The following is a 21,881-nucleotide window of genomic DNA, read 5'->3' as shown; positions in this document are numbered from 1 at the left end:
CATCAGCATACTATCAGGATTATTGTTAAAGATCTTTTCATATAATGTTAACCTTATGATTTTTATATTTTTTATTTGTTTAATTGACTTTTATTCGTGTTGTTGATTATTACGGCTGAGCAATAACGTGAGGCAGATCAGGTAAATTGGTTAATTTTGAGTCATCTCTCAGTTTTGGATCAAAAACCAAGATCCTTAAAGACATCATAAAATGTATGGAATAATATATTTGGTAATGGATCCATTATCAAATATTAAATATAATACATCAGGAGATACCATGACCCCTACATCTATCACATTGATTTTGCTGCTCTTTGCGGTAGTCATGTTTATTTGGGAGAAAATCCCTTTGGCACTTACCTCTATGATTGTTTGCATCGGGCTGGTTTTAACCGGCGTACTGAATGCCACGGAAGCCTTCAATGGCTTTGTGAATAAGAACGTCATTTTATTTATTGATATGTTTATTATCGGCGCGGCGTTGTTTGAAACCGGCATGGCGAAAAGCATTGGCGGTGTCGTGACCCGGTTTGCCAAAACAGAAAAACAACTGGTGGTAGCAACTATGCTGATCACGGGTTTGATGTCAGGTTTACTGTCCAACACCGGTACGGCGGCGGTATTAATTCCGGTGATTATCGGCATCGCTGCCCGTTCCGGTTTTGCCCGCTCCAAATTATTAATGCCGGTTGTTTTTGCTGCTGCAATGGGCGGAAACCTGAGCCTGATTGGTGCACCCGGTAATATGATTGCGCAAAGTGCGCTGGAAAAAGTCGACATGAAATTCGGCTTTTTTGAATACGGTTATGTCGGGTTGCCGATTTTGCTATGCGGCATCCTGTTTATTGCCACGATTGGTTATCGTCTTTTACCTGACCATCACGTCGGCAACGAAGGTGATCAGAAGGTCAAAGAAGACAGCTATGACCATATTCCGGCATGGAAAAAGCAGACCTCACTGGGTGTGCTGGTCGTCGCGATTCTGTGCATGGTATTTGAGAAAAAAATCGGAATTCCCCTGCATATCACCGGTGCTATCGGTGCCATTGTGCTGCTTTTCCTTGGTGTTATTTCTGAAAACCAGGCTTATAAGTCTATCGATTTAAAAACCATTTTCCTGTTTGGCGGCACGCTGGCGCTGGCCGCGGCAATGAAAAAAACCGGCGCCGGGATGGTGATTGCCAATACGGTGCTCAGCTCTGTCGGACAAAGTACATCCATGTTTGTGATTATGCTGGTGATTTTCCTGCTGGCGGTGGTCATGACCAACTTTATGTCGAACACAGCGACGACGGCCTTACTTGTGCCGATTGGCATGTCGATTTCCACTTCCATCGGTGCCGATCCCCGCGCGGTCATGATGGCTGTCGTCATTGGTGGTTCTCTGGCATATGCCACACCCATTGGCATGCCTGCTAACGCGATGGTGTTAGGTCCGGGCGGTTTCCGCTTCAGTGACTATGTGAAGTCCGGCCTGCCACTCATCATTGTTTCAACCATCGTCAGCATGATTCTGCTGCCGATACTGTACCCATTTTTCCCATAAAAAGTTCTGATGAAAGGAGAACGAATGTGAGCGAACAAAATAAAATTCAGGAAATGACGGAAGTCATGGGCAAATTTGTCTCTATGATTGGGAAAATTCTGCCGGACGACGTGATGGATAAACTGACTGAACTGAGAAGTCAGGAAGATTCCAGACTGGCAACTGCCATCTATTCCACCATGTTTGATAACCAAAATCTGGCGAAAGAATTAAACCGCCCGAGTTGTCAGGATACGGGGGTCATTCAGTTCTTCGTCAAATGCGGGGAAAACTTCCCGTACATGGGCAAGCTGGAGAGAATTCTGGAAGCTTCTGTCTTGTATGCCACGGAGCATGCGCCGTTGCGTCATAACAGCGTGCAAACCTTTGATGAATACAACACCGGGAAAAATATCGGTAAAGGTACTCCGACCGTGTTCTGGGAGATTGTACCGGATAAAGATAACGTTGAAATTGATGCTTATATGGCTGGTGGTGGTTGTACGCTGCCCGGAAAGGCAACCGTGCTGATGCCGGGTGCCGGTTATGAGGGCGTGACGAAATTTGTCCTCGATATTATGACCAGTTATGGCCTGAATGCCTGTCCGCCGCTGCTGGTGGGAATTGGTGTTGCAACATCCGTTGAAACTGCGGCGCTGTTATCGAAAAAAGCGCTGATGCGGCCGATTGGTAGTCGTAGTGAGAATGAGCGTGCGGCAAAAATGGAGCAGCTGCTGGAAGACGGTATTAATGAAATTGGCCTCGGACCACAAGGGATGTCTGGCAATAAATCCGTGATGGGTGTTCATATTGAAAATACCGCGCGCCATCCATCCACCATTGGTGTGGCTGTGAATACCGGCTGCTGGTCTCACCGTCGCGGCCATATCATTTTTGACAAAGAACTTAATTTTGAAATCACCTCACACGCGGGGGCACAGCTATGAGCGTTAACCACATGAACGATAAAAAAATACTGCAAACACCGATTCAGAATGAAGATTTAGCGGATATCCATGTGGGGGATGTGATTTATCTGACCGGTTATTTAGTGACCTGCCGGGATGTGGCACACCGGCGTTTGATTGAAGAAAAGCGTGAATTGCCGGTGGATATTAACGGTCTGGCCATCTTCCATGCCGGTCCGATTATCCGCTCTCTGGGTGATGAAAAATACGAAATGGTTTCTATCGGCCCGACGACCAGTATGCGGATGGAAAAATTTGAAGAAGAGTTCATCGGACAGACGGGCGTGAAGCTGATTGTCGGTAAAGGCGGAATGGGCGAAGGGACTCAGGCGGGGTGTGAAAAACATAAAGCTCTGCATGTGGTTTATCCGGCGGGATGTGCTGTACAGGCCGCCACGCAGGTGGAAGAAATCGTCGATGCACAATGGAAAGACCTTGGCATGCCGGAAACGCTTTGGGTGTGTAAAGTAAAAGAGTTTGGTCCGTTGATTGTCTCCATTGATACCCATGGCCGGAATTTATTCGAAGAGAAGAAAGTCGTTTATAACGAGCGTAAAGACAAAGTCTACGAAGATATTTGTCAGCATGTGAAATTTATCAAATAGCACCGAATAAACGTTCCTGAAGCGTCTTCAGGAACGTTTCGCATATTCAGGGTCTGTCGACCCTGATAACCATGTCCGGGTATCCCGCTTTGCCGGGATGCTCTGATCCAGATTGCTCAGGAATAAATATGAATGAAAGTTTATTTTCTGAAGGCGTGACACTCATGCTTTTGGGAATGGGGTTCGTGTTTGTTTTTTTAATGTTTCTTGTCGTCATGATCCATCTTCAGACGAAACTCACTGCTTTACTGCCTGAATCTCAGCACAACCAGGAAACACAGAAGAAAAACAAACCGGCCGGAAAAATTACACCGGCGAATTCAGATGGCGGCCAGCTGATTGCAGTCCTGACTGCGGCCGTGCATCAGCACAGAAAAGCGTTGAGGGGAGAGTCATGAACGCAGGAAAAAAAATCGGTATTACCGATGTTGTACTCAGAGATGCACACCAGTCGCTGTTTGCTACCCGGCTGCGGCTGGATGATATGTTGCCGGTCGCGCAGGCACTGGACAGCATTGGCTACTGGTCACTTGAATGTTGGGGCGGCGCCACCTTTGACAGCTGTATCCGCTTTCTTGGCGAAGACCCGTGGGTGCGCTTGCGTGAGCTGAAAAAAGCGCTGCCTAACACACCGTTACAGATGCTGTTGCGTGGTCAGAATCTGCTCGGATACCGCCATTATGCGGATGATGTGGTTGATACGTTCGTCGAGCGGGCCGTGAAAAATGGCATGGACGTGTTCCGGATTTTCGATGCAATGAATGATATCCGCAACATGACGCAGTCGATTCAGGCGGTGAAAAAAATGGGCGCTCATGCACAGGGAACCCTGTCTTACACCACCAGTCCGGCGCATACGCTGGACACATGGATTGATACGGCGCAGCAACTGGCGCAAGCCGGTGTGGATTCGATTGCTATCAAAGATATGGCCGGTATTTTAAAACCTGCCGTTGCCAGTGAACTGATCAAGACACTGAAACAGCAAGTCTCTGTACCATTACATCTGCATTGTCATGCGACGGCCGGGCTGGCGGATATGACGTTGATGAAAGCCATCGAAGCCGGGGTAGATCGCGTCGATACAGCGATTTCTTCGATGAGCGGCACTTATGGTCACCCGGCGACTGAATCACTGGTTGCTGCGCTGGAAGGCACCGGATTTGAAACCGGCCTGAACCTGTCAGCGCTGGAAAAAATCGCGGCTTATTTCCGCGATGTCAGAAAGAAATACTGTGATTTTGAAGGCCAGCTGAAAGGGGTTGATTCAAGAATTCTGGTGGCGCAGGTGCCGGGTGGGATGCTGACCAATATGGAGAACCAGCTCAAACAGCAGAATGCGATGGATAAGCTGGATGCGGTGCTGGAAGAGATTCCGCGGGTCCGCAAAGATCTGGGCTATTTACCTTTGGTGACCCCCACATCGCAGATTGTCGGTACACAGGCCGTGATTAACGTCATGATGGGAGAACGCTACAAGAGCATCACCAAAGAAACGGCAGGCGTTTTGAAAGGGGAATATGGTAAAACCCCCATGCCAGTTGATACAACTCTTCAGGCCCGTGTCCTTCAGGAGAATGAATCGCCGGTTACCTGCCGTCCGGCTGATCTGATTGCACCCGAGATAGAAGCGCTGAAAGCAGACGTTCAGGCAAAAGCGGAACAAAAAGGGATCCGGCTGTCAGACAATGTGATGGATGACGTGCTGATGATTGCCCTGTTTGAACAGGTCGGCTGGAAGTTTCTTGAAAACCGCAATAATCCGGCAGCATTTGAGCCTGTGCCGGAGGCGAAGGCCGCACCGCAATCTTCCGCCGCCGTTGCCAAAACCGCAGAGTCTCCTTCACATCCCGGTGTTTATACCATTACGGTCAATCAGCAACGCTATGTGGTTCAGGTGACAGAAGGCGGAGATATCACACAGGTTCAGCAAATACAGTCGGCTTCTCCGGCTCCTGCTGAAGTTGCACCGGCTGCCGGAGACGGTGAAGAGATGACTGCGCCATTGGCGGGGAATATCTGGAAGATTCACGCTCAGGTTGGTGATGTTGTTGAAGAAGGCGATGTGCTGCTGATTCTTGAGGCCATGAAGATGGAAACCGAAATCCGGGCCGCTTGTGCCGGGACGGTTGCTCAGATTGGTGTGAAAGAAGGTGAAGCTGTCGCTGTCGGTGAACCGCTTTTAACGATTGCATAAGGAGCGGTACTGACAATGGATAATGTAATTAATTTGATCCGTGATTTCGGTATCTTCCACCTGTCACTGGGGCAGGCGGTCATGATGGTGATCGGCATGGTGCTGCTTTATCTGGCGATTGCTAAAAACTTTGAACCTTTACTGCTGGTGCCGATTGGCTTCGGCGGTATTCTGGCCAATTTACCGGAAGCCGGGCTTGCGCTGTCTGCGATTGAGAACGCCCTGCATGCCGGCGTGCCGGAGGTGATGCGTGAGTTTGCCGGGGCACTGAGTCTGAATCATTTTGACCCAGCGGTGATTCAGCAAGCCATGCATCATGCCACGCCAAAGCAAATGGCTGAGCTCGATTATCTGGCCCGGCAGTATCAGTACTCTAACGGTATGCTGTATCAGTTCTACAGTCTGGTGATTGCCTCCGGTGCCGGGCCGCTGGTCATTTTTATGGGCGTCGGTGCGATGACTGACTTCGGTCCGCTGCTGGCGAATCCGAAAACACTCCTGTTAGGAGCTGCGGCACAATTCGGGATTTTCACCACGGTACTTGGTGCGTTGGGACTCAGTAGTCTTGGCATAATGAACTTCAGTGTCGCTCAGGCCGCATCGATTGGCATTATTGGTGGTGCGGATGGCCCGACGGCGATTTACGTCTCCAGCCTGCTTTCTCCTGAGTTGCTGGGAGCCATCGCCGTCGCGGCATATTCCTATATGGCGCTGGTGCCCATGATTCAGCCGCCGATCATGAAAGCACTGACCACCGAAGCCGAACGCCAAATCAAAATGGAACAGCTGCGCCCGGTGAAAAAGATTGAAAAGATCTGCTTCCCGCTGATGTTGCTGGTTCTGATTGCGATGTTGCTGCCTTCTGCAACCCCATTGCTGGGTATGTTCTGTTTCGGAAATTTAATGCGGGAGTGTGGTGTAGTTGAACGTCTTTCTGATACTGCGCAAAACGCACTGATTAATATTGTGACAATATTTCTGGGTGTGTCAGTTGGATCCAAGCTGATGGCAGACAAATTCTTACAGGCTGAAACCATCGGGATTCTGGCATTAGGAATTGTTGCATTCTGTGTGGGCACTGCGGCCGGCGTATTAATGGCGAAGCTGATTAATAAATTCTCCCGGCAGAAAATGAACCCGCTGATTGGCTCGGCCGGGGTCTCTGCAGTACCAATGGCAGCGCGGGTATCGAACAAGGTTGGCCTTGAAGCGAATCCACAGAATTTTTTGCTGATGCATGCGATGGGTCCCAATGTGGCCGGAGTCATAGGCTCTGCGGTTGCAGCGGGAGTAATGATTAAATACGTTTTAGGTTAAATCAGGGACTGTTAATTTGGGGTGATGTTGTTTGCAGTAAATATTGCCAAACTGTTCAGGACGAACGACGTTTTGCCGCTGAAAGGTTAACAGACTCTGGAAAGTAATCAGGATTTACCCGTCATTGCCGGGGGATCCTGAAGGGAGTGATTATGTTGGTCAATAATATTTCTCATGATTTAGTTACTGAGCGGGCTAAACGTGACTGGTTCGCTTACTGGAAACATTACAAACAAGGCGATTGTGAATACTGCGCGGAAGCGAATTGTCTGAATAAGGCGACTTATGGTGCGCTGGTGACGATTCAGCCAAAGGATTACGATCATGTTTACGTGATTGGTCTATGTGAGTGTCACGGAAAGAACGTCAATCAAATTGAACAGCCGCTGATTGAATTATCTCCGGATGCTGAGCTGATTGAGTCCAATCTGACTTTATAATCAATCCATCGGGAGACAGAGAATGAAATCTAATTCCGGAAATAATGCTCAGGCAGCACAGCTTGCAGACCGGCTGGAACAGGCGAAAATTTACCAGCACTGGCGAAAGATGTTAACCAGCCCGATGATTACAGTAGGCTGGCGGAAAATGCCCTATAGTCCGCATACGGAAACCCGTCTGCTGGTGATGAATGCTGCACTGGAAGAAATCAACCGGGTGACGGAGATAAACGGCTTTGCTATCCGGATGCAAAAAGTTTTCTGGACCGGGTTAGGCCCGAATGCTCTGATCACAACGAGCTGTTTCTCTGCGACCAAACTGAAAAAATGGGCGATTGATATTGAAGACCATCATCCGCTGGGTGCGTTAATGGATTTAAATATTATTGATACGAATGGAATGAGTATCAGCCGCAGGGACACGCATATTCAGCCAAGAACCTGTCTGGTTTGTCATCAGGATGTTTATACCTGTCAACGCGGAAAACCGCATTCCCTGCAGGCCTATCTGGCTGAAATCAATGAACTGATTTTGCGGGAAAGATTTGGTCAGTACGGTGTGGAAAAATAAAAAACCGGGCAGCATCTCTTTGCTGTCCGGTTCTTTTTATCCCTGTATCTCTGGAACATTTGCGTATTCGCGCGTGTTTATCTTCAGTCTGGCCGGATATGAGTCAGCATATCTTTTTCACTTCGCAGGATATGTTCCCGCATTAACTGATAAGCGTGTTGTGAATCCCTGGCTTTGAGCGCGTTGATTATGTCTTTGTGTTCATTGAGCGACTTCATGGCATAATCTTTTTCCGTGGTGTTATTTTCCATGGAAAGTCCGTTCCACAAAGAACTCAGAATTGAGAAAATACGGCTGTTATCCGCGGCCTGCCAAATAGCCATATGAAAGGCCTGATTCAGGTTGGAATAATTATCAAAAATTCCCTGTTCAACTTCTTCTTTAGATTTTTCGTAAATATTACAGATTTCAGAAATATCAGCGTCCTGATTGTCACAGAGCTTTTTGATCATCTCACTTTCTAAAATCAGCCGAAGCTCGAAATGTTCTTTGATGTATTGCTCGTTGACGCCTAAAACAATGGCGCCTTTGTTTGGTCTGAGTTTAATTAAGCCATCACTATTGAGGAGCTGAAATGCTTCCCGGACCGGAGTCACTGACACGCCTAATAACTTAGACACCTGATCGAGCGTCAGGATATCGCCTTCCTGATATTGTGAAGAAAGAATCGCTTTCCGCAGCTCAGCAGCCACTCTTTCACGGGCGGGTAAAAGATTAATGGGTTTAAAATTCATCATTTAATTGCATTTAAGATAGTCTGGTTGGCACTGGCAACCAGTGATTGAATATGAATCTCATCAATGGCTTCGTTGTGTAATAATTCTAGCGCTTTTTTTATATAAGAAACAGATAGAGCACAATCGGGATGACAATACCGGATACTGTGCATCCAGAAAATATTCAGCGTACTGAGATGATAATGGCGGGTGTAATCATCACTTGTCATCTCTGACAGTGCATGGTGAAACGCAATTAAATCCTGCTGTGGATGACCACTGGCCTGTAGCTGTTCTGATAATGTCTGATAAACCCGTTTATCTTCCCGGAAACTCATGAGCAGCACGTACTCTGCTGCCGATAACATCTGATTATAAATTGTCAGTGTCCGGGTGTTGATCTCTACCACTTTTAACTTTCGGTTATTCAGCTTAATAATTAAGCCTTCCTGAATTAAGGTATTAAACGCTTCACGAATCGGCATTCTCGATAACCCGAATTGTTCGGCAATATAATTTTGGGTAATCGTATGTTGATTAGTGATGTTGCCGGCAATGATTTCTCGTTTGATAATCTCAGCAACTTCATCTTTGGTGTTTGTAAAATCGATTCGTTCCATTGAACTCAGAAGGGGTCGTGTGGCGTAAACATATGATAAATACGTGCTATGCATATTGCAACATTGCTGGTTCAGGTGAATAACTGCCTGAAATCACGGGGTGGAGATGCGCTCACTCACCCCGTGCGGATATTATTGATTCTGACCAGAGATGCTATTTATTCTGACCAGAGATGTTATTTATTCTGACCAGAGATGTTATTTATTCTGACTTGATTTGCTGCAAAATCGCTTCGGTCAACTCATTGGTAGAAGCATTGCCGCCCATATCGCGGGTCCGGCATGATCCCTCCTGCAAGACGACTTCAATTGCATTGAGGATATCGTGATGGATTGCCGGACAGCCCAGATGATCCAGCATCATAGCGCCAGCCCAGATTGTGCCGATCGGGTTAGCAATATTCTGACCATAAATATCCGGCGCAGAGCCGTGGACCGGTTCAAACATCGACGGAAAGGTCTTCTCCGGATTGATATTTGCTGAAGGGGCGATGCCGATGGTGCCGGTGCAGGCCGGGCCGAGATCAGAAAGGATATCGCCAAACAGGTTTGAGCCAACCACCACATCAAAGTGTTCCGGCATCCGGACGAAATTCGCCGTCAGAATATCGATATGGAACTGATCGGTTTTGATGTGCGGATATTGTGCGCTCATGGCTTCAAAGCGCTGATCCCAGTACGGCATGGAGTGGAAAATCCCGTTGGATTTGGTCGCAGAAGTGACTTTTTTCGCGTCTCTTTGGCTGGCCAGTTCAAAGGCATATTTCAGAATCCGGTCCGTGCCTTTGCGGGTAAACACGGCTTGCTGAATCACGATTTCATCATCGGTGCCTTCATATTGTACCCCGCCGATGCTGGAGTATTCACCTTCCACATTTTCCCGCACCACATAAAAATCAATATCGCCGGTCTTTTTTCCGGCCAGCGGGCAGGGAACGCCATCAAACAAACGGACCGGACGCAGGTTCACGTACTGATCAAAGCTTCTGCGAATCGGCAGCAGTAATCCCCACAGCGAGATATGATCCGGCACACCGGGAAAGCCAACTGCGCCTAAATAAATCGCATCAAATGCTTTGAGCTGCTCAAGGCCATCTTCCGGCATCATATAGCCTTTTTGCTGGTAGGTTTCACAGCTCCAGTCAAATTCGGTCCAGTTGAATGAGATATCGTGTCTGGCGGCAGCGGCCTCCAGTACCCGGATGCCCTCGGGAATCACTTCTTTGCCGATGCCGTCTCCGGGGATAACCGCAATATTGAATGTTTTCATCATTTATCCTGAATGTTGATGTTCTTATTGGGTGTAGTAAATTTTTGGGTACAGTGTGAATCTGAGTTATCTTATGACAAACGAACTGGTGTGATAAGCCGCAAATTGTGAACGCAAGAGTAACGAATCGTGAGTCATTATCCGAATCCTGATGATATCAAAGTGTTTGTACTGGCCGCCAAAACCGGCGGTTTTTCTGCGGCAGCCCAACGGCTGAACGCATCTCCGGCTTATGTCAGTAAACGGGTGGCGATGCTGGAACGCACGCTGGGGATTCGTCTGTTTCACCGGGGAGCGAGGCATGTGGCGCTCACGACGCAGGGAAAGGTCGCACTGGAATGGGCGGAAAAGCTGCTCGATGTGTCAGAACAGATGATGCAGGCGCTGAAGAATGAGCAGATGGTGCCGACCGGTACCCTGCGGATTGTCACCAGCACCGGCTTTGGCAGCCACTGCGTTGCACCGTTGTTATCCGGATTACCGCAACAATATCCGGAGCTGGAGATTGATCTGGAGTTGCTCGATCGTCCGGTGGACCTGATTTCAGAAGGGTTTGATCTGGAAATCCGCACCGGGCCGGTGATGCCTTCTGATCTGATCGCGAAGAAAATCTATACCAACCACCGGATATTATGTGCTTCGCCCGGCTACCTTGAAGCCGCCGGTCACCCGCAAACCCTGAAAGATCTGAAACAGCACCGTTGTATTTTGATCCGTGAAAGAGAACAGGCTGGTGAGCAGTGGCAGTTGTTTCAGAAGAAAATGGTTCAGGACCAGCAGGCAGTGGAGACGAAAGTGACATTTGCGATGAAAACCAATTATGGTGAAGTGGCAAAGCGCTGGTGCCTGGATGGTGCAGGGATTATGTTGCGCTCGGTCTGGAGTGTCAGGGAAGCACTGGAAGCCGGTGCTCTGGTACAGGTGCTGCCGGAATACACTCAGCCCGCGGATTTCTGGGCGATCTACCCGGACCGGTTGTCAGCTTCGGCGAAGCTGCGGGTGGTGGTTGACTATCTGTCTCAGCAGCTGGGTGAATGACCGGTTTCAGACGAGTGTCTTGCGAAGTGCACCCGGTGACATGCCGAAAGCGCGCTGAACCCAGTGACTCAACGAATCTCCGGATGAAAGCCCAAGTTGTTCTGCCAGCTGATCATTGGTGAGTCCATCACGCAGGCCTGCCAATGTAGCGTTATGACGGAGACGATGACACCAGCTCCGGTAATTCAGTCCTGTCTCTTTCATAAATAACCGGGATAATGTGCGCTCACTGGCACCGACTTTTCTTCCCCACTCACTCAGGCTTTTTCTCATGGCTGGATGCTGAATTAACTGATCGGTGATCTTTTTCAAACGGGAATCCTCCGGCAGGGGAAGAATATACGCATCACAGTGTGTGTGTTCCAGTTCATCCCGCAGCAGTGTCATCAGCTGACGTTGTTTGTTTTGGCAGGAAATATCCCGGAGAAGAAACGTATCAATGATGCCAATCGCCAATGTGGATGCCTGAATCAGACGAACCTCACCGGGCCATCTTTCAGCCAGATCCGGTGGCAAATACAGTACACATAGCGTGGCTGAGTGTTTGCAGTGCGCCTGATGAGTCACATAAGGAGGAATCCAGATCAGCATTCCAGGCTGAATCAGCCATTGCTGGTGATCAGTTTGAGCGGATAATACGCCTTGCTTCATCCAGATCAACTGCCCCTGAGCGTGTTGGTGAGGGAGCTCGGTCACATGATGGTCGATGACGCGTTTGACGGCGAAAAGGTCGGATTGATCCTTCAGGGTGATTGGCACATAAAGCTCCGGTTCAGTGAAACAGTTGATAATTTTGATACGACTTTCACAATTCATACTAATTTATATTGATAGATATCAAGTTCATATCAATTATGTACATAATATATACTACAGATCCTTTGTCAACTGACCCGTTCTGGTAAAAATACGGCCCAATTCATTCATTTTGTGAATTATTAATAACAATAGGTGATGACTTATCTATACATCCGGGCAACCTTAAAATAGATCCTCAGGTTATCTGGTTATATCTGTCTATTCAGCTGGCTTATAATTCCCGGCGATCTCATGTCTTCTTTCAACAGTTTTTTGTCCTGTTAAAACATTCCCGGCTAATAAAAATGCCAGTAACGTATTTATCGCAGGAAGTAAATACGTCAGTTGGAATAAGTTTTATAGTTGAGAAAATAATAATGAAAAATTTTATTCTTAAAGATCATCGCCTGAATAATATCAACATCCGAATTGTACGGGCGGGTGATTCATCTGCAAAAAAAGCAAAAGACTATATATCTGATATCTATTTAAAAAACTATCAGGCCAAAATAAAACCAAAGCCGGATATCATTGTTTCGAGCTTTGGGATCTCAAACGAAAATATACTGGCCAGTGCCGGAATTTCATTTGGATCTGATGATAAGCCCTTCTTTTCTGAACGGTATCTTGAGGATTCGTTAACAGATAAAATCCGGATGGCAACCTCACAAACGATTGCCAGAAACCAGATTGTGGAAATAGGTTCTCTGGCATCCGATAAGCCCTCTGCAGCGGCAGATTTGATTAATCTGCTGCCTTTAATTACATGGTTAATGGGAAATAAAGCCATTCTGTGCACGACAACCAGAAATTTGAGGAAATTATTTAATCATTACGACATTCCCTATGTTTATTTATGTGATGCTTCACCTCAGAAGCTTTCTCAGCATGAAAGAGAAATATGGGGAACCTATTACGATCAGTCACCTGAAACCGTCATTATTTTACTGAAGCAGTGCGGAAATCTTTTCGAAAAATATTGCGGTAAATTTATGGTTCCGGAATTGATGCATATTCACCAGGCAAATTTGTCAGAGACACAGGTGGCGATATGAACATTATTTATTCTGTTCTGAAACAAGCGACATTATCCCCCCACGCTCCGGCGGTGATTCAACTTGATCAGTCATGTGGTCAAAAGCTGGTGTTGAGTTATGAAACACTGATTTCAGAAGCCGCTTACCTGGCCCGGCAATTGTCTGAATATGCTGAGCCCCGAAGCCATATCGGGATCGTGATGGGCAATACCCCGGCGTGGGTTGTTGCTGATATTGCACTGATGTTATCTGATCAGATTGAAGTCCCGGTGCCGTTGGCATTTTCTGCTGAACAGGCTGCATTTTTACTGTCATCATGCAAGATCATTCTGACGGATGAAACAGGTGCCGACAGACTGGAGCAATGGCGGCAACAGGCTGTGACACTACCAGAAATCACGCTGGCGGTCGGTGTCTGTTCCGGTGAGTTACGCAAAGATGAACCGTTGACTGAATTTCTGCCTGCACAGCAGGACCAGGTTATCAAAGTGATTCATACCTCGGGGACCACATCAACGCCAAAAGGCGTCCGGATTCGCAGTGAGGGGTTAAATGAGTTGGTCCGCTCTCTTCGGGCATGTGTCAATCAGGATGACTATCAGTGTTATCTGAATCTGGTGCCTTTGAGCCTGCTGATTGAGCAGGTAACGGCCATTTATATGCCGTTAACCAGCGGTGGATGTTTATTGATGCCTCCTGCGGATATGGCCCCGCTGGGAGATCCCGGCGTGACAGCGGAGCAACGGTTGAATTTAATCCATCAGACCGCCCCGTCAGCCATGACACTGACCCCTGCACTTGTTGATGCGCTGGCAGAAAAAGCGCGTCAATATGATCAGCATGATGAACGGGTTCAAGCCCTGTTTGGCAGTGCACGTGTGCCGCTGCTGGCTGCGGGTGGAGCCCCGGTCACAAAAGAGACGCTGCTTGAGCTGGATGGTTACGGCATTCCGGTTTATCAGGGATATGGACTGAGTGAAAACAGCTCTGTAGCGACCTGGAATCACCGGGGCGCGAATCGTATTGGCACCGTGGGGAAACCACTCAGGCATGTTGAGGTCAGGATTGCCGGTGATGGAGAGCTTTGCATTCGCAGCAGCTCATTATTTGCCGGGTATGCGAATCAGAACGATCCAAGCTGTTGTGATCTTGATGATGATGGCTGGCTGCATACCGGTGATCTGGCGAGTCAGGATCAAGAGGGGTATATCTCTGTGACCGGCAGAAAGAAAACCATGATTATTACCGCCAATGGCCGCAATATTTCTCCGGAGTGGCTGGAGTCGGCTTATCAGACTTTACCCGGAATCTTCAATGTGATTGTCTACGGTGACCAGGACCAGTTCCTTCAGGGTATTTTCATTGTTGACCCACAGGCCGATCCCGGCAAACTCAGACAGTCTGTACAGGATTATGCTGTGCAGCATCTCAATCAGATTGAACATATCCGCAATCCTTTATTTATTCCTCATAGTGAGTCAGTGGTTCGCCGTTTATTTACGGTGACCGGTCGTCCCCGTCGCAAAGTAATCGCTGAATTTATGTCAACATACAAGGGAGCACAGAATGCAGTTTGCTGAATCTTATCATCATCAGAAAACAGGGCTGGTGATCAAGCCACTTGATACAGATAAAACATCTTTGCCTGAGCCAGGTTATTTGCTTGAGAAACTTGCAGCGCATGGATACATCGTTCTCAGAGATTTTGAGCACAGTATCAGCTGTTTTTCAGAACTGGTACGGCAGACAAGCAGCCGGATCAGCCTGGACCCGGCCCGGACTTTCGATGGCGATACGGCGCAGAAAGTGGATGCCGGGTATGACAAAATTGGTCTGCATTGTGAAAACGGGAACAGCCCTTTCTGGCCGGACTTATGCTGGTTTTATTGTCAGGATGCGCCTGCTTATGGCTCTCAGACAACCGTGTGTGACGGAAAACAGGTGTATGACCACATGAGTGATGCACAGAAAGCCATATTTCTTGAGCAAGACATTGTTTATACACGTCAGGTGGAAGAGCAAAAGTGGCAGCGCTTTGCGTTTCACGCATTAGCCGGACAAGCGGATGCGCCGTCCTGTATTGAAGAGATACAACTGGATCATCTGCTCCGGTTGACAGAGCAGTCCGGATCATCAGAGATTCGTTTGAATGAGGATCACTCCATTCAGTACAGCTTTCGTACCCCGGCTATCCGGAAGAGCCATGTCAATGCCGATGAAAAATACAATTTCGCCAATAGTATTTTCGGGCCATCGACTCATTACGAAAAGCCGGTGATTACCTTTACTGATGGGACATCGATTCCTGAAGCGCTGCTGGCGCAAATGGAACAGCTGTGCGAGACGTTTACGTACGAGGTTAACTGGCAGGAAGGCGATATTGTGATGATTGATAATACCCGCGTGATGCATGGCAGACGCAAAATAGAAGATAAAAACCGCACGATCTTTAATGCACTTTCTTATCTCTGAGCCACGTTCTTATCTCTGATTAACGTTTTTATCTTTGATCAAGAGTAGATGATACTGGCATGCCGGTCTGACCTGGATTCAACGGGTCAGATCCGGCTGAATCAGTCTTTCCTGGAGCGTGTTTATCTTTCATCGCCGTTCCTGCCGGAGGCTATTTTTTACTCTGGCAACCCATCAATTCCCGCTGAACATGCATCCTGAGGTCACTTGGGTAGAGCGGTCTGTATTTCATGGTGCCGTATATGCCGTAGTAAGATTTGCCTGGCATGAGCCACCCGAACCTGACGCAATGCACTGGGGGGCCAGATCAGATAATAGTGAATCTCAGTGTCGCCTGTCGGTGGGTGGATGATGGCGAGTTCACCGGTATCAATCTGCGACTGACAGAGATAGTGTGGCAACACTGACCAGCCAAATCCCTGAATCAGCACGCTTCTTAATGCCCGCATGTCCTGCGCAACGACGGATGGAATGACCTGTGTGGCAGACAGCTTATTCTTCGCCAGCCAGTTATCAATGAGCGAGAGTTCAAGATTGTAAGCAACCAGAGGTTCCCGGGTCATTGCGGTCAGTAAATCGCCGGACTGATTCAGCCGTTCAGCCACTGATGGTGCGGCAACGGCCAGTACTTTATCCGTCAGAATTAACTCGCTTTTCAGCCGGCTGTCGGTCACCGGATGGGCTGAAATCCCCAGATCGCAGTGGCCTTCCAGTAACATCTGATTGACCATCGGACCGTCGCCGGTATGCATGCGCACCCGGATTCCGTCTTCCAGCAATGGCGTCAGCTCTTTCGCCAGCACTTCTGCCATAAAATCGGCGTGGCCGATAATCTGTAAGGCACCGGCGACATCCATTGATCTGGCCCGTGCCGAGGCGAGTGCGGCTTCGGCACTGTCCAGCTTATCACCGATGTCAGCTGCCAGATCGTCGGCGGTTGATGTCGGCTTCACGCCATCCGGCTGGCGTTCAAATAAATTCCGGCCAATGGCGACTTCCAGCCCGGCAATATGCTGTGACACCGCAGGCTGAGTCAGATTGAGTGACCGCGCTGCGCCGCTGATAGAACCTTGCCGGTAAACTTCAATAAATGTACGTAAACGAACCAGTGACATGATAAGCCCATAAATATATTTATACCCCCGGTAAAATAGCATTGTTAGCCTCTGCACTGCAATCAGTCGTATGATGATTTCAACGCAAACAGCGAGTGAAATAATCGATAACGTCACGCTGAAAAATCAGTAAAAGCCAAAGGAAGACAGCCATGACCGCACAATCTCTTGATGATATGAACGCTATCCTGAACCGTATGAAACGGGCACAACTGGCGGCAGGCCCTGCCAGTGCCGAACTCCGTCGCGATCGACTGATGCGCAGTATCCGCCTGATTCAGGAAAATCATCAGTTACTGACGCAGGCGATGCGTGCTGACTTCGGTCACCGCAGTATTTATCAGTCTTTAGTGGCGGATGTCGCAACAACAATCAACGCTTTAAAACATGCAGCAGACCATCTGGAACAGTGGATGCAGCCGGAACAGGCAGAAACGCCGGATAGTACAACCCAGGCCTGGATTCAGTCTCAGCCTCTGGGCGTGGTTGGCATTATCAGTCCGTGGAATTTTCCGGTGAATTTATCTTTTGGACCTTTAGCGGGCGTATTTGCCGCAGGCAATACTGCGATGCTCAAGCCGTCAGAACTTACCCCGGCAACGTCATCATTACTGGCTGAGCTAGTCGCCCGTTATTTTGATCCGGAAGAACTGACCGTGGTGCTGGGAGAAGCCGATACGGCGCAGGCATTCAGTACACTGCCATTTGATCACCTGATTTTTACCGGCAGTACCAGCGTTGGCCGCCATGTTATGCGGGCAGCGGCAGAGAATCTGGTGCCGGTGACACTGGAGCTCGGGGGGAAATCTCCGGTTGTGGTGGACGATAGTGCCGACGCAACGCATGTTGCAGAGCGCACACTGACGGTGAAAACATTTAATGTCGGGCAAATTTGCCTGTCACCGGATTACATGCTGATGCCACAGGCGAAGGTCGCGGACTTTGTGACCGCATCCAAAGCATTTATGGCACAAAGTTTCCCGCAACTGCAAGACAATGAAGACTATACTTCGATTGTTTCACCGCGCCATTATCAGCGTCTGATCTCGTTACTGGAAGATGCCAGACAAAAAGGGGCTGAAATTATCAGCCTGGCGCCGGAAGGTGAGCCTGATTTTGATGAGCTCAGCCGGAAAATCGCCCCGCATCTGGTGCTGAATGTGACCGACGACATGCAGATCATGCAGGAAGAAATTTTTGGTCCGCTGTTGCCGGTGATGACCTGCCAGAGTACCGGTGAGGCGATTGATTATATTAACGCACACCCAAGGCCACTGGCGGCTTACTATTTTGGCGAAGAGGAAGCAAAACAGCAGGCCTTTGCCAGCCGGACAACTTCCGGGGCGCTGGTGGTCAATGACATCATGAGCCATGCCACCATTGATAGCCTGCCATTTGGCGGGGTCGGAGCTTCCGGTATCGGTGCGTACCACGGGATTCACGGTTTCCGCCGGTTCTCCCATGCGAAACCGGTTGTGGTCCAAAGCCGGAACAGCGAACTGAGTCAGCGGCTTCAGGCACCTTATCAGCAAAAGCAGGAAATGCTGACAGAGATGCTGAAATAACACAGATAAACAATATACCCAAGTGACCTCAAGATGCAGGATTCAGAGCGCCATCAAAGCAAAGGGGTCGTGCAGCAACAACTCAATCAGATGACCGTGAACTTCACGGTAACAGGAGAAAGCAATGAAAGTATTAATGGTAATCACCTCTCACAGCGAACTGGGCAACACAGGTGGAAAAACCGGCTTCTGGCTGGAAGAATTTGCGGCCCCTTATTACATTTTCAAAGATGCAGGCGCAGAGATTGTATTAGCTTCTCCACTGGGTGGTCAGCCACCGCTGGATCCGAAAAGTGATTTAGAAGATTTCCAGACTGAGCTGACACATCGCTTCAAAGCGGACCCGGTTGCACAGGAAGCGCTGGCCAATACCGTCAAGCTTGAAACAATCAATCACGATGAGTTTGATACCGTCTTTTATCCGGGTGGTCACGGGCCATTGTGGGATCTGGCTGAATCTGAAAAATCTATCAGCCTGATTGAGTCATTCGAACGCGCTGGCAAGCCGATTGGTTTTGTCTGCCACGCTTCCGGTGTATTGCGCCATGTCAAAGCGGCTAACGGTGAACCGTTGATCAAAGGCCGAAAAGTGACCGGCTTTACCAACAGTGAAGAAGCCGGTGTTGAGCTGACTGACGTGGTGCCATTCCTGATTGAAGATGAATTCATTCGTCTGGGCGGGCTGTATGAAAAAGGCGCTGACTGGGCACCCTACATTGTCGAAGACGGCAAGCTGGTGACCGGACAAAACCCGGCCAGCTCTGAAGGTGTGGCAAAAGCATTACTGGCACAACTGGCCTGATCATTTTCAGCTTGTACATATTCAGATACCTCGCTTTGGCGGGGTATTTTTTTATCCGGCTACTTATCCTCAGATCGCTGATGTCATTTCGTCGGGCTGAGCTATTTTGGTTATACATGAGCTATTTTGGTTATACATGAGCTGCTTTGGTTTTACATGAATTGATTTGGTTTTAAAAATGCGGCCATGTGAAAGCTTTTTCCCACAATCTGATGCCATTTGAGCGGCGATGCGGAAACCAGTTTTACATAACCACACGTCGGAATATGCTTGATTTCACAACCACTCAGCATTTCACATAAATCCGTCAGGGCCGGGTTATGGCCGACGATGACAATCTCATTCAGCGAGTCATCCATCGAACGGCACCATGCCAGCAGATCGCGGCTGTCAAACGTATACAAATCCGCGATGGTTTCCCAGTGAAAATCAAGTTCAGGCAGTGACTGATGCATCAGTTGAATGGTTGCTTGTGCTCTGACTGCCGGGCTGCAAAAAACTGCCTGAAAGTCGCATCCGGCCTGACAGATAACTTTTGCCATCACAGGCGCCGTGCGCAAGCCGCGTTTGTTCAACGGCCGTTTGATATCGGCCAGCGACTCATCTTTCCAGCTGGATTTGGCATGACGAATCAGATGAATTGTTTTGATATGTTTCATGGGGTGACAGAGGATGAGCCGGTGATACTTTGAATATAGCTTAGCGGAGGCTGAACAGCCGAAGTTTTGGCCATTGGTTCAGCCAGCCTTTGGTGTTCACCCGCTGTACAAAAATCGCGTAGTCACGCCGGGGGTTATGTGTGACTTTCCCGGCAAACAAGCTGTTAAAGTCAAAGGCGGCAAGATAGTCGAGCGAACCATCATCAAGCAAGCGGACCGCGACGGCTGTTTCTTTCTCCGGCCAGTAACGCATCGCATCGAGTGAGCTGTGGTAGGGGGCGTCTCCATTTCTTACATGCATCCGGGCCTGATTACGCACCTGCCATTGCACCTGTGGCAGCATGGCTTTCAGCAGCTGTTCATAGTGCAGATAGCGCGCTGGCTGCGGTTCCTTCTTATCAAAGTAGATCACATCCACATCATTAAGCGGTGTCGCATTGGGCTTGTCATGCTGGTGGTCCCAGACCAGATTACGCAGAAAACCGGCGGCAATATAGCAGTCTGGTAACCCCAGTAAGCGAACGCACTCAAGTGCTTTCATCCGCAGCATATCCTGCTTGAGCCATGTTGTGATTTGCCGTGTTCGCTGCTGATCTGTTTTATTCATGCAGATAATCTTCAATTGAATCGACTTTGTACCGTTTTTTGTTCCAGTAGACTTGATTGACTTTATCCCATGGGATTGGATACAGCGGGGTTGTGACACCTGCTTTTTCCGCCCGTTTTTTTAAAGATGCATCACCACCGGAATAACGTCCCGGGCCAAAACCACTGGAGTCTTTAGCCGGTGTTAAGATTGGTGGGAGTTCAGTGACATAGGTATAAGTGGCACATCCCTCCAGCCAGACTTTTGCGTGGCCATTGGGTAATAGACCAAACACAAAATTTGTTTTATAGCACGGACGCTTTACCCCATCGGGACGAACAAAAGACCGCCTGGTCTGAATAACCTGACGTACTTTTTCCGGTACATCATATTTGTTGACATAGAACTTAGGCTGATGGATATAAGAGATCCAGTAAATATAGATACTGTCGGGCAGCTCCTTAGTTCCACTACCAATTTGTCGACTTGATAGATTGACAAAAGAGTGTAATGGGATACCAAAGCCATCATAGTCAGCATCGGGTAGCCATTTTGTTGCTTTATCTATCCCATTTCTCCACGACAGTTGAGTAAAGTTATGGACAAATACCGTCCAGTCTTTAGCTTCATTGACTCCATAAGCCTCAGTGATGCCAACTGAATAAAAGCTGGGACTGGCAATGGTAATTTTCCATGCGGGCATATCCTCCGGGGGCGACGAGGCGCAGCCACCAATTATTACGACAGACAACATCTTGATAAGGCTGCGACAGGTTGGTTGCATGGATTTATTGCTCCGCCTTTGGCTGATAATCTTCAATTGAATCGACTTTATACCGTTTTTTGTTCCAGTAGACTTGATTGACTTTATCCCATGGGATTGGGTCGATGGTGACTCCGGCTTTTTTGGCCCGATCAATGACGGTTCTTTTAGTACCACTTTTCGGATTTCGATAATGATCCAAAGTGAAGCCATTATAATCTCGTTCCGGTTCCAGTGCTGGTGGTAGCTCTGTAACATATGTATAGGTAGCGCAGCCCTCCAGCCAGACTTTTGCGTGGCCATTGGGCAATAAACCAAACACAAAATCTGTTTTATAACATGGACGTTTTACACCATCCCGCCGAATATAGGTCCGTCTGGTCTGGATAAACTGGCGCACTTTTTCCGGTACATCATATTTGGTGACATAGAACTTAGGCTGATGGATATAAGAGATCCAAAAGATATAGATACTCTCGGGTAGCACCTTGGTGCCACTGCCAATTTGTCTGCTGGTGATATTGACCAGTGGATTTAAAGGTATTCCAAAACCGTCATAACTATTATTTGACAGCCACTCTTTCGCTCTATCAATCCCATTTCTCCAGGAAATTTGCATAAAGCTATGAACTAGTACCGTCCAGTCTTCTTTCTCATTGACACCATAAGCTTCTATAACACCAACAGAATAAAAGCTGGGAGTCGCTATGGTAATTTCCCATACAGGCATATCTTTCGGGGGCGAAGAGGCGCAGCCACCAATTATTACGACAGACAACATCTTGATAAGGCTGCGACAGATTGGTTGCATGGA

23 protein-coding genes are annotated in these 21,881 nt (G+C 48.3%); 14 read left to right on the top strand and 9 right to left on the bottom strand.

Translation table 11 applies throughout. The features are described 5' to 3' along the window. Positions 1-280 precede the first annotated feature (280 nt). The 8 genes from OCV29_RS16920 (at position 281) to OCV29_RS16885 (ending at position 7,626) form a co-directional block, all read left to right on the top strand. Positions 281-1,549: an SLC13 family permease gene (locus OCV29_RS16920; RefSeq protein ID WP_073604466.1), complete on the top strand. Its 1,269-nt coding sequence runs from the start codon at positions 281-283 to the stop codon at positions 1,547-1,549. Between the two features lie 26 nt (positions 1,550-1,575). Beyond that, entirely contained in the window at positions 1,576-2,475 is a 900-nt protein-coding gene (ttdA, locus tag OCV29_RS16915; RefSeq protein WP_073604467.1) for a L(+)-tartrate dehydratase subunit alpha, read from the top strand. After that, positions 2,472-3,101, top strand: a complete 630-nt coding sequence (ttdB, locus tag OCV29_RS16910) for a L(+)-tartrate dehydratase subunit beta (RefSeq protein ID WP_217653305.1) — start codon at positions 2,472-2,474, stop codon at positions 3,099-3,101. Before ttdA ends, ttdB begins: the two co-directional genes overlap by 4 nt. A gap of 128 nt (positions 3,102-3,229) precedes the next feature. Beyond that, positions 3,230-3,499 (top strand): OadG family protein, encoded by a 270-nt coding sequence (locus OCV29_RS16905; RefSeq protein ID WP_073604468.1) that lies wholly within the window; start codon positions 3,230-3,232, stop codon positions 3,497-3,499. Further along, entirely contained in the window at positions 3,496-5,298 is a 1,803-nt protein-coding gene (oadA, locus tag OCV29_RS16900) for a sodium-extruding oxaloacetate decarboxylase subunit alpha (protein WP_073604469.1), read from the top strand. Before OCV29_RS16905 ends, oadA begins: the two co-directional genes overlap by 4 nt. Positions 5,299-5,313: 15 nt before the next feature. Further along, positions 5,314-6,615 carry a sodium ion-translocating decarboxylase subunit beta gene (locus tag OCV29_RS16895; RefSeq protein ID WP_073604470.1) on the top strand — a complete coding sequence of 434 codons (1,302 nt, stop codon included), beginning with the start codon at positions 5,314-5,316 and terminating at the stop codon, positions 6,613-6,615. Between the two features lie 152 nt (positions 6,616-6,767). Next, positions 6,768-7,055 carry a hypothetical protein gene (locus OCV29_RS16890; protein ID WP_073604471.1) on the top strand — a complete coding sequence of 96 codons (288 nt, stop codon included), beginning with the start codon at positions 6,768-6,770 and terminating at the stop codon, positions 7,053-7,055. Between the two features lie 22 nt (positions 7,056-7,077). After that, positions 7,078-7,626: a citrate lyase holo-[acyl-carrier protein] synthase gene (locus OCV29_RS16885; protein ID WP_073604472.1), complete on the top strand. Its 549-nt coding sequence runs from the start codon at positions 7,078-7,080 to the stop codon at positions 7,624-7,626. A gap of 83 nt (positions 7,627-7,709) precedes the next feature. On the opposite strand, the gene OCV29_RS16880 is transcribed toward OCV29_RS16885, so the two are convergent. The 3 genes from OCV29_RS16880 to OCV29_RS16870 all read right to left on the bottom strand — a co-directional run bounded on the left by OCV29_RS16880 (position 7,710) and on the right by OCV29_RS16870 (position 10,235). Then, positions 7,710-8,363 carry a GntR family transcriptional regulator gene (locus OCV29_RS16880; RefSeq protein WP_073604473.1) on the bottom strand — a complete coding sequence of 218 codons (654 nt, stop codon included), beginning with the start codon at positions 8,361-8,363 and terminating at the stop codon, positions 7,710-7,712. After that, positions 8,360-8,962 (bottom strand): GntR family transcriptional regulator, encoded by a 603-nt coding sequence (locus tag OCV29_RS16875; RefSeq protein WP_073604474.1) that lies wholly within the window; start codon positions 8,960-8,962, stop codon positions 8,360-8,362. Before OCV29_RS16875 ends, OCV29_RS16880 begins: the two co-directional genes overlap by 4 nt. Positions 8,963-9,164: 202 nt before the next feature. Next, complete coding sequence (locus tag OCV29_RS16870; protein WP_175561556.1) at positions 9,165-10,235, bottom strand: tartrate dehydrogenase; 1,071 nt, start codon at positions 10,233-10,235, stop codon at positions 9,165-9,167. A gap of 126 nt (positions 10,236-10,361) precedes the next feature. Between OCV29_RS16870 and OCV29_RS16865 the strand changes: the two genes are divergently transcribed. Continuing rightward, positions 10,362-11,270: a LysR substrate-binding domain-containing protein gene (locus OCV29_RS16865; RefSeq protein WP_073604476.1), complete on the top strand. Its 909-nt coding sequence runs from the start codon at positions 10,362-10,364 to the stop codon at positions 11,268-11,270. A gap of 6 nt (positions 11,271-11,276) precedes the next feature. On the opposite strand, the gene OCV29_RS16860 is transcribed toward OCV29_RS16865, so the two are convergent. Continuing rightward, a complete protein-coding gene (locus OCV29_RS16860) occupies positions 11,277-12,029 on the bottom strand; it encodes an AraC family transcriptional regulator (protein WP_175561557.1) in 753 nt (250 codons plus the stop codon). 416 nt (positions 12,030-12,445) lie between these two features. On the opposite strand from OCV29_RS16860, the gene OCV29_RS16855 reads away from it, so the two are divergent. From OCV29_RS16855 to OCV29_RS16845, 3 genes are read left to right on the top strand one after another with little or no spacing between them, the layout of a single operon-like run. After that, positions 12,446-13,123, top strand: a complete 678-nt coding sequence (locus tag OCV29_RS16855) for a thermostable hemolysin (RefSeq protein WP_073604477.1) — start codon at positions 12,446-12,448, stop codon at positions 13,121-13,123. After that, complete coding sequence (locus OCV29_RS16850) at positions 13,120-14,685, top strand: AMP-binding protein (RefSeq protein ID WP_073604478.1); 1,566 nt, start codon at positions 13,120-13,122, stop codon at positions 14,683-14,685. The genes OCV29_RS16855 and OCV29_RS16850 overlap by 4 nt, the downstream gene beginning before the upstream one ends. After that, a complete protein-coding gene (locus OCV29_RS16845) occupies positions 14,672-15,577 on the top strand; it encodes a TauD/TfdA family dioxygenase (protein WP_073604479.1) in 906 nt (301 codons plus the stop codon). Before OCV29_RS16850 ends, OCV29_RS16845 begins: the two co-directional genes overlap by 14 nt. A 203-nt stretch (positions 15,578-15,780) precedes the next feature. On the opposite strand, the gene OCV29_RS16840 is transcribed toward OCV29_RS16845, so the two are convergent. Further along, the gene (locus OCV29_RS16840; RefSeq protein WP_261887343.1) at positions 15,781-16,692 is read right to left on the bottom strand and encodes a LysR family transcriptional regulator; all 912 of its coding nucleotides are present in this window, start codon (positions 16,690-16,692) and stop codon (positions 15,781-15,783) included. A gap of 152 nt (positions 16,693-16,844) precedes the next feature. Here OCV29_RS16840 and OCV29_RS16835 point away from each other — a divergent pair, with 152 nt between their 5' ends. Together OCV29_RS16835 and OCV29_RS16830 are read left to right on the top strand one after the other, a co-directional pair. Continuing rightward, the gene (locus OCV29_RS16835; RefSeq protein WP_073606166.1) at positions 16,845-18,257 is read left to right on the top strand and encodes a coniferyl aldehyde dehydrogenase; all 1,413 of its coding nucleotides are present in this window, start codon (positions 16,845-16,847) and stop codon (positions 18,255-18,257) included. A gap of 124 nt (positions 18,258-18,381) precedes the next feature. After that, a complete protein-coding gene (locus OCV29_RS16830; protein WP_073606167.1) occupies positions 18,382-19,059 on the top strand; it encodes a type 1 glutamine amidotransferase domain-containing protein in 678 nt (225 codons plus the stop codon). Between the two features lie 152 nt (positions 19,060-19,211). Here OCV29_RS16830 and OCV29_RS16825 read toward each other — a convergent pair whose 3' ends face one another. The 4 genes from OCV29_RS16825 to OCV29_RS16810 form a co-directional block, all read right to left on the bottom strand. Continuing rightward, positions 19,212-19,718 (bottom strand): SixA phosphatase family protein, encoded by a 507-nt coding sequence (locus tag OCV29_RS16825; RefSeq protein WP_175561617.1) that lies wholly within the window; start codon positions 19,716-19,718, stop codon positions 19,212-19,214. Positions 19,719-19,758: 40 nt separating this feature from the next. Beyond that, a complete protein-coding gene (locus OCV29_RS16820) occupies positions 19,759-20,325 on the bottom strand; it encodes a nucleotidyltransferase family protein (RefSeq protein ID WP_073606168.1) in 567 nt (188 codons plus the stop codon). Next, a complete protein-coding gene (locus OCV29_RS16815) occupies positions 20,318-21,007 on the bottom strand; it encodes a DUF2931 family protein (protein WP_245796983.1) in 690 nt (229 codons plus the stop codon). Before OCV29_RS16815 ends, OCV29_RS16820 begins: the two co-directional genes overlap by 8 nt. Before the next feature lie 85 nt (positions 21,008-21,092). Continuing rightward, entirely contained in the window at positions 21,093-21,878 is a 786-nt protein-coding gene (locus OCV29_RS16810) for a DUF2931 family protein (protein ID WP_073606170.1), read from the bottom strand. Positions 21,879-21,881: the final 3 nt, after the last annotated feature.

Source organism: Vibrio aerogenes (genome assembly GCF_024346755.1).
Classification (GTDB): Bacteria; Pseudomonadota; Gammaproteobacteria; order Enterobacterales; family Vibrionaceae; genus Vibrio; species Vibrio aerogenes.
This window is presented reverse-complemented; position numbering and strand designations above follow the sequence as displayed.

What these genes read in the sequence shown, in the direction of transcription:
- OCV29_RS16850 (WP_073604478.1), top strand. Translation starts at nt 13,120, where the DNA reads ATGAACATTATTTATTCTGTTCTGAAACAAGCGACATTATCCCCCCAC.
- OCV29_RS16870 (WP_175561556.1), bottom strand. Translation starts at nt 10,235, where the DNA reads ATGATGAAAACATTCAATATTGCGGTTATCCCCGGAGACGGCATCGGC.
- OCV29_RS16845 (WP_073604479.1), top strand. Translation starts at nt 14,672, where the DNA reads ATGCAGTTTGCTGAATCTTATCATCATCAGAAAACAGGGCTGGTGATC.
- OCV29_RS16815 (WP_245796983.1), bottom strand. Translation starts at nt 21,007, where the DNA reads ATGCCCGCATGGAAAATTACCATTGCCAGTCCCAGCTTTTATTCAGTT.
- OCV29_RS16890 (WP_073604471.1), top strand. Translation starts at nt 6,768, where the DNA reads ATGTTGGTCAATAATATTTCTCATGATTTAGTTACTGAGCGGGCTAAA.
- OCV29_RS16895 (WP_073604470.1), top strand. Translation starts at nt 5,314, where the DNA reads ATGGATAATGTAATTAATTTGATCCGTGATTTCGGTATCTTCCACCTG.
- OCV29_RS16835 (WP_073606166.1), top strand. Translation starts at nt 16,845, where the DNA reads ATGACCGCACAATCTCTTGATGATATGAACGCTATCCTGAACCGTATG.
- OCV29_RS16810 (WP_073606170.1), bottom strand. Translation starts at nt 21,878, where the DNA reads ATGCAACCAATCTGTCGCAGCCTTATCAAGATGTTGTCTGTCGTAATA.
- OCV29_RS16825 (WP_175561617.1), bottom strand. Translation starts at nt 19,718, where the DNA reads ATGAAACATATCAAAACAATTCATCTGATTCGTCATGCCAAATCCAGC.
- OCV29_RS16820 (WP_073606168.1), bottom strand. Translation starts at nt 20,325, where the DNA reads ATGAATAAAACAGATCAGCAGCGAACACGGCAAATCACAACATGGCTC.
- OCV29_RS16830 (WP_073606167.1), top strand. Translation starts at nt 18,382, where the DNA reads ATGAAAGTATTAATGGTAATCACCTCTCACAGCGAACTGGGCAACACA.
- OCV29_RS16905 (WP_073604468.1), top strand. Translation starts at nt 3,230, where the DNA reads ATGAATGAAAGTTTATTTTCTGAAGGCGTGACACTCATGCTTTTGGGA.
- oadA (WP_073604469.1), top strand. Translation starts at nt 3,496, where the DNA reads ATGAACGCAGGAAAAAAAATCGGTATTACCGATGTTGTACTCAGAGAT.
- OCV29_RS16855 (WP_073604477.1), top strand. Translation starts at nt 12,446, where the DNA reads ATGAAAAATTTTATTCTTAAAGATCATCGCCTGAATAATATCAACATC.
- OCV29_RS16920 (WP_073604466.1), top strand. Translation starts at nt 281, where the DNA reads ATGACCCCTACATCTATCACATTGATTTTGCTGCTCTTTGCGGTAGTC.
- OCV29_RS16840 (WP_261887343.1), bottom strand. Translation starts at nt 16,692, where the DNA reads ATGTCACTGGTTCGTTTACGTACATTTATTGAAGTTTACCGGCAAGGT.
- OCV29_RS16885 (WP_073604472.1), top strand. Translation starts at nt 7,078, where the DNA reads ATGAAATCTAATTCCGGAAATAATGCTCAGGCAGCACAGCTTGCAGAC.
- OCV29_RS16880 (WP_073604473.1), bottom strand. Translation starts at nt 8,363, where the DNA reads ATGATGAATTTTAAACCCATTAATCTTTTACCCGCCCGTGAAAGAGTG.
- ttdB (WP_217653305.1), top strand. Translation starts at nt 2,472, where the DNA reads ATGAGCGTTAACCACATGAACGATAAAAAAATACTGCAAACACCGATT.
- OCV29_RS16875 (WP_073604474.1), bottom strand. Translation starts at nt 8,962, where the DNA reads ATGGAACGAATCGATTTTACAAACACCAAAGATGAAGTTGCTGAGATT.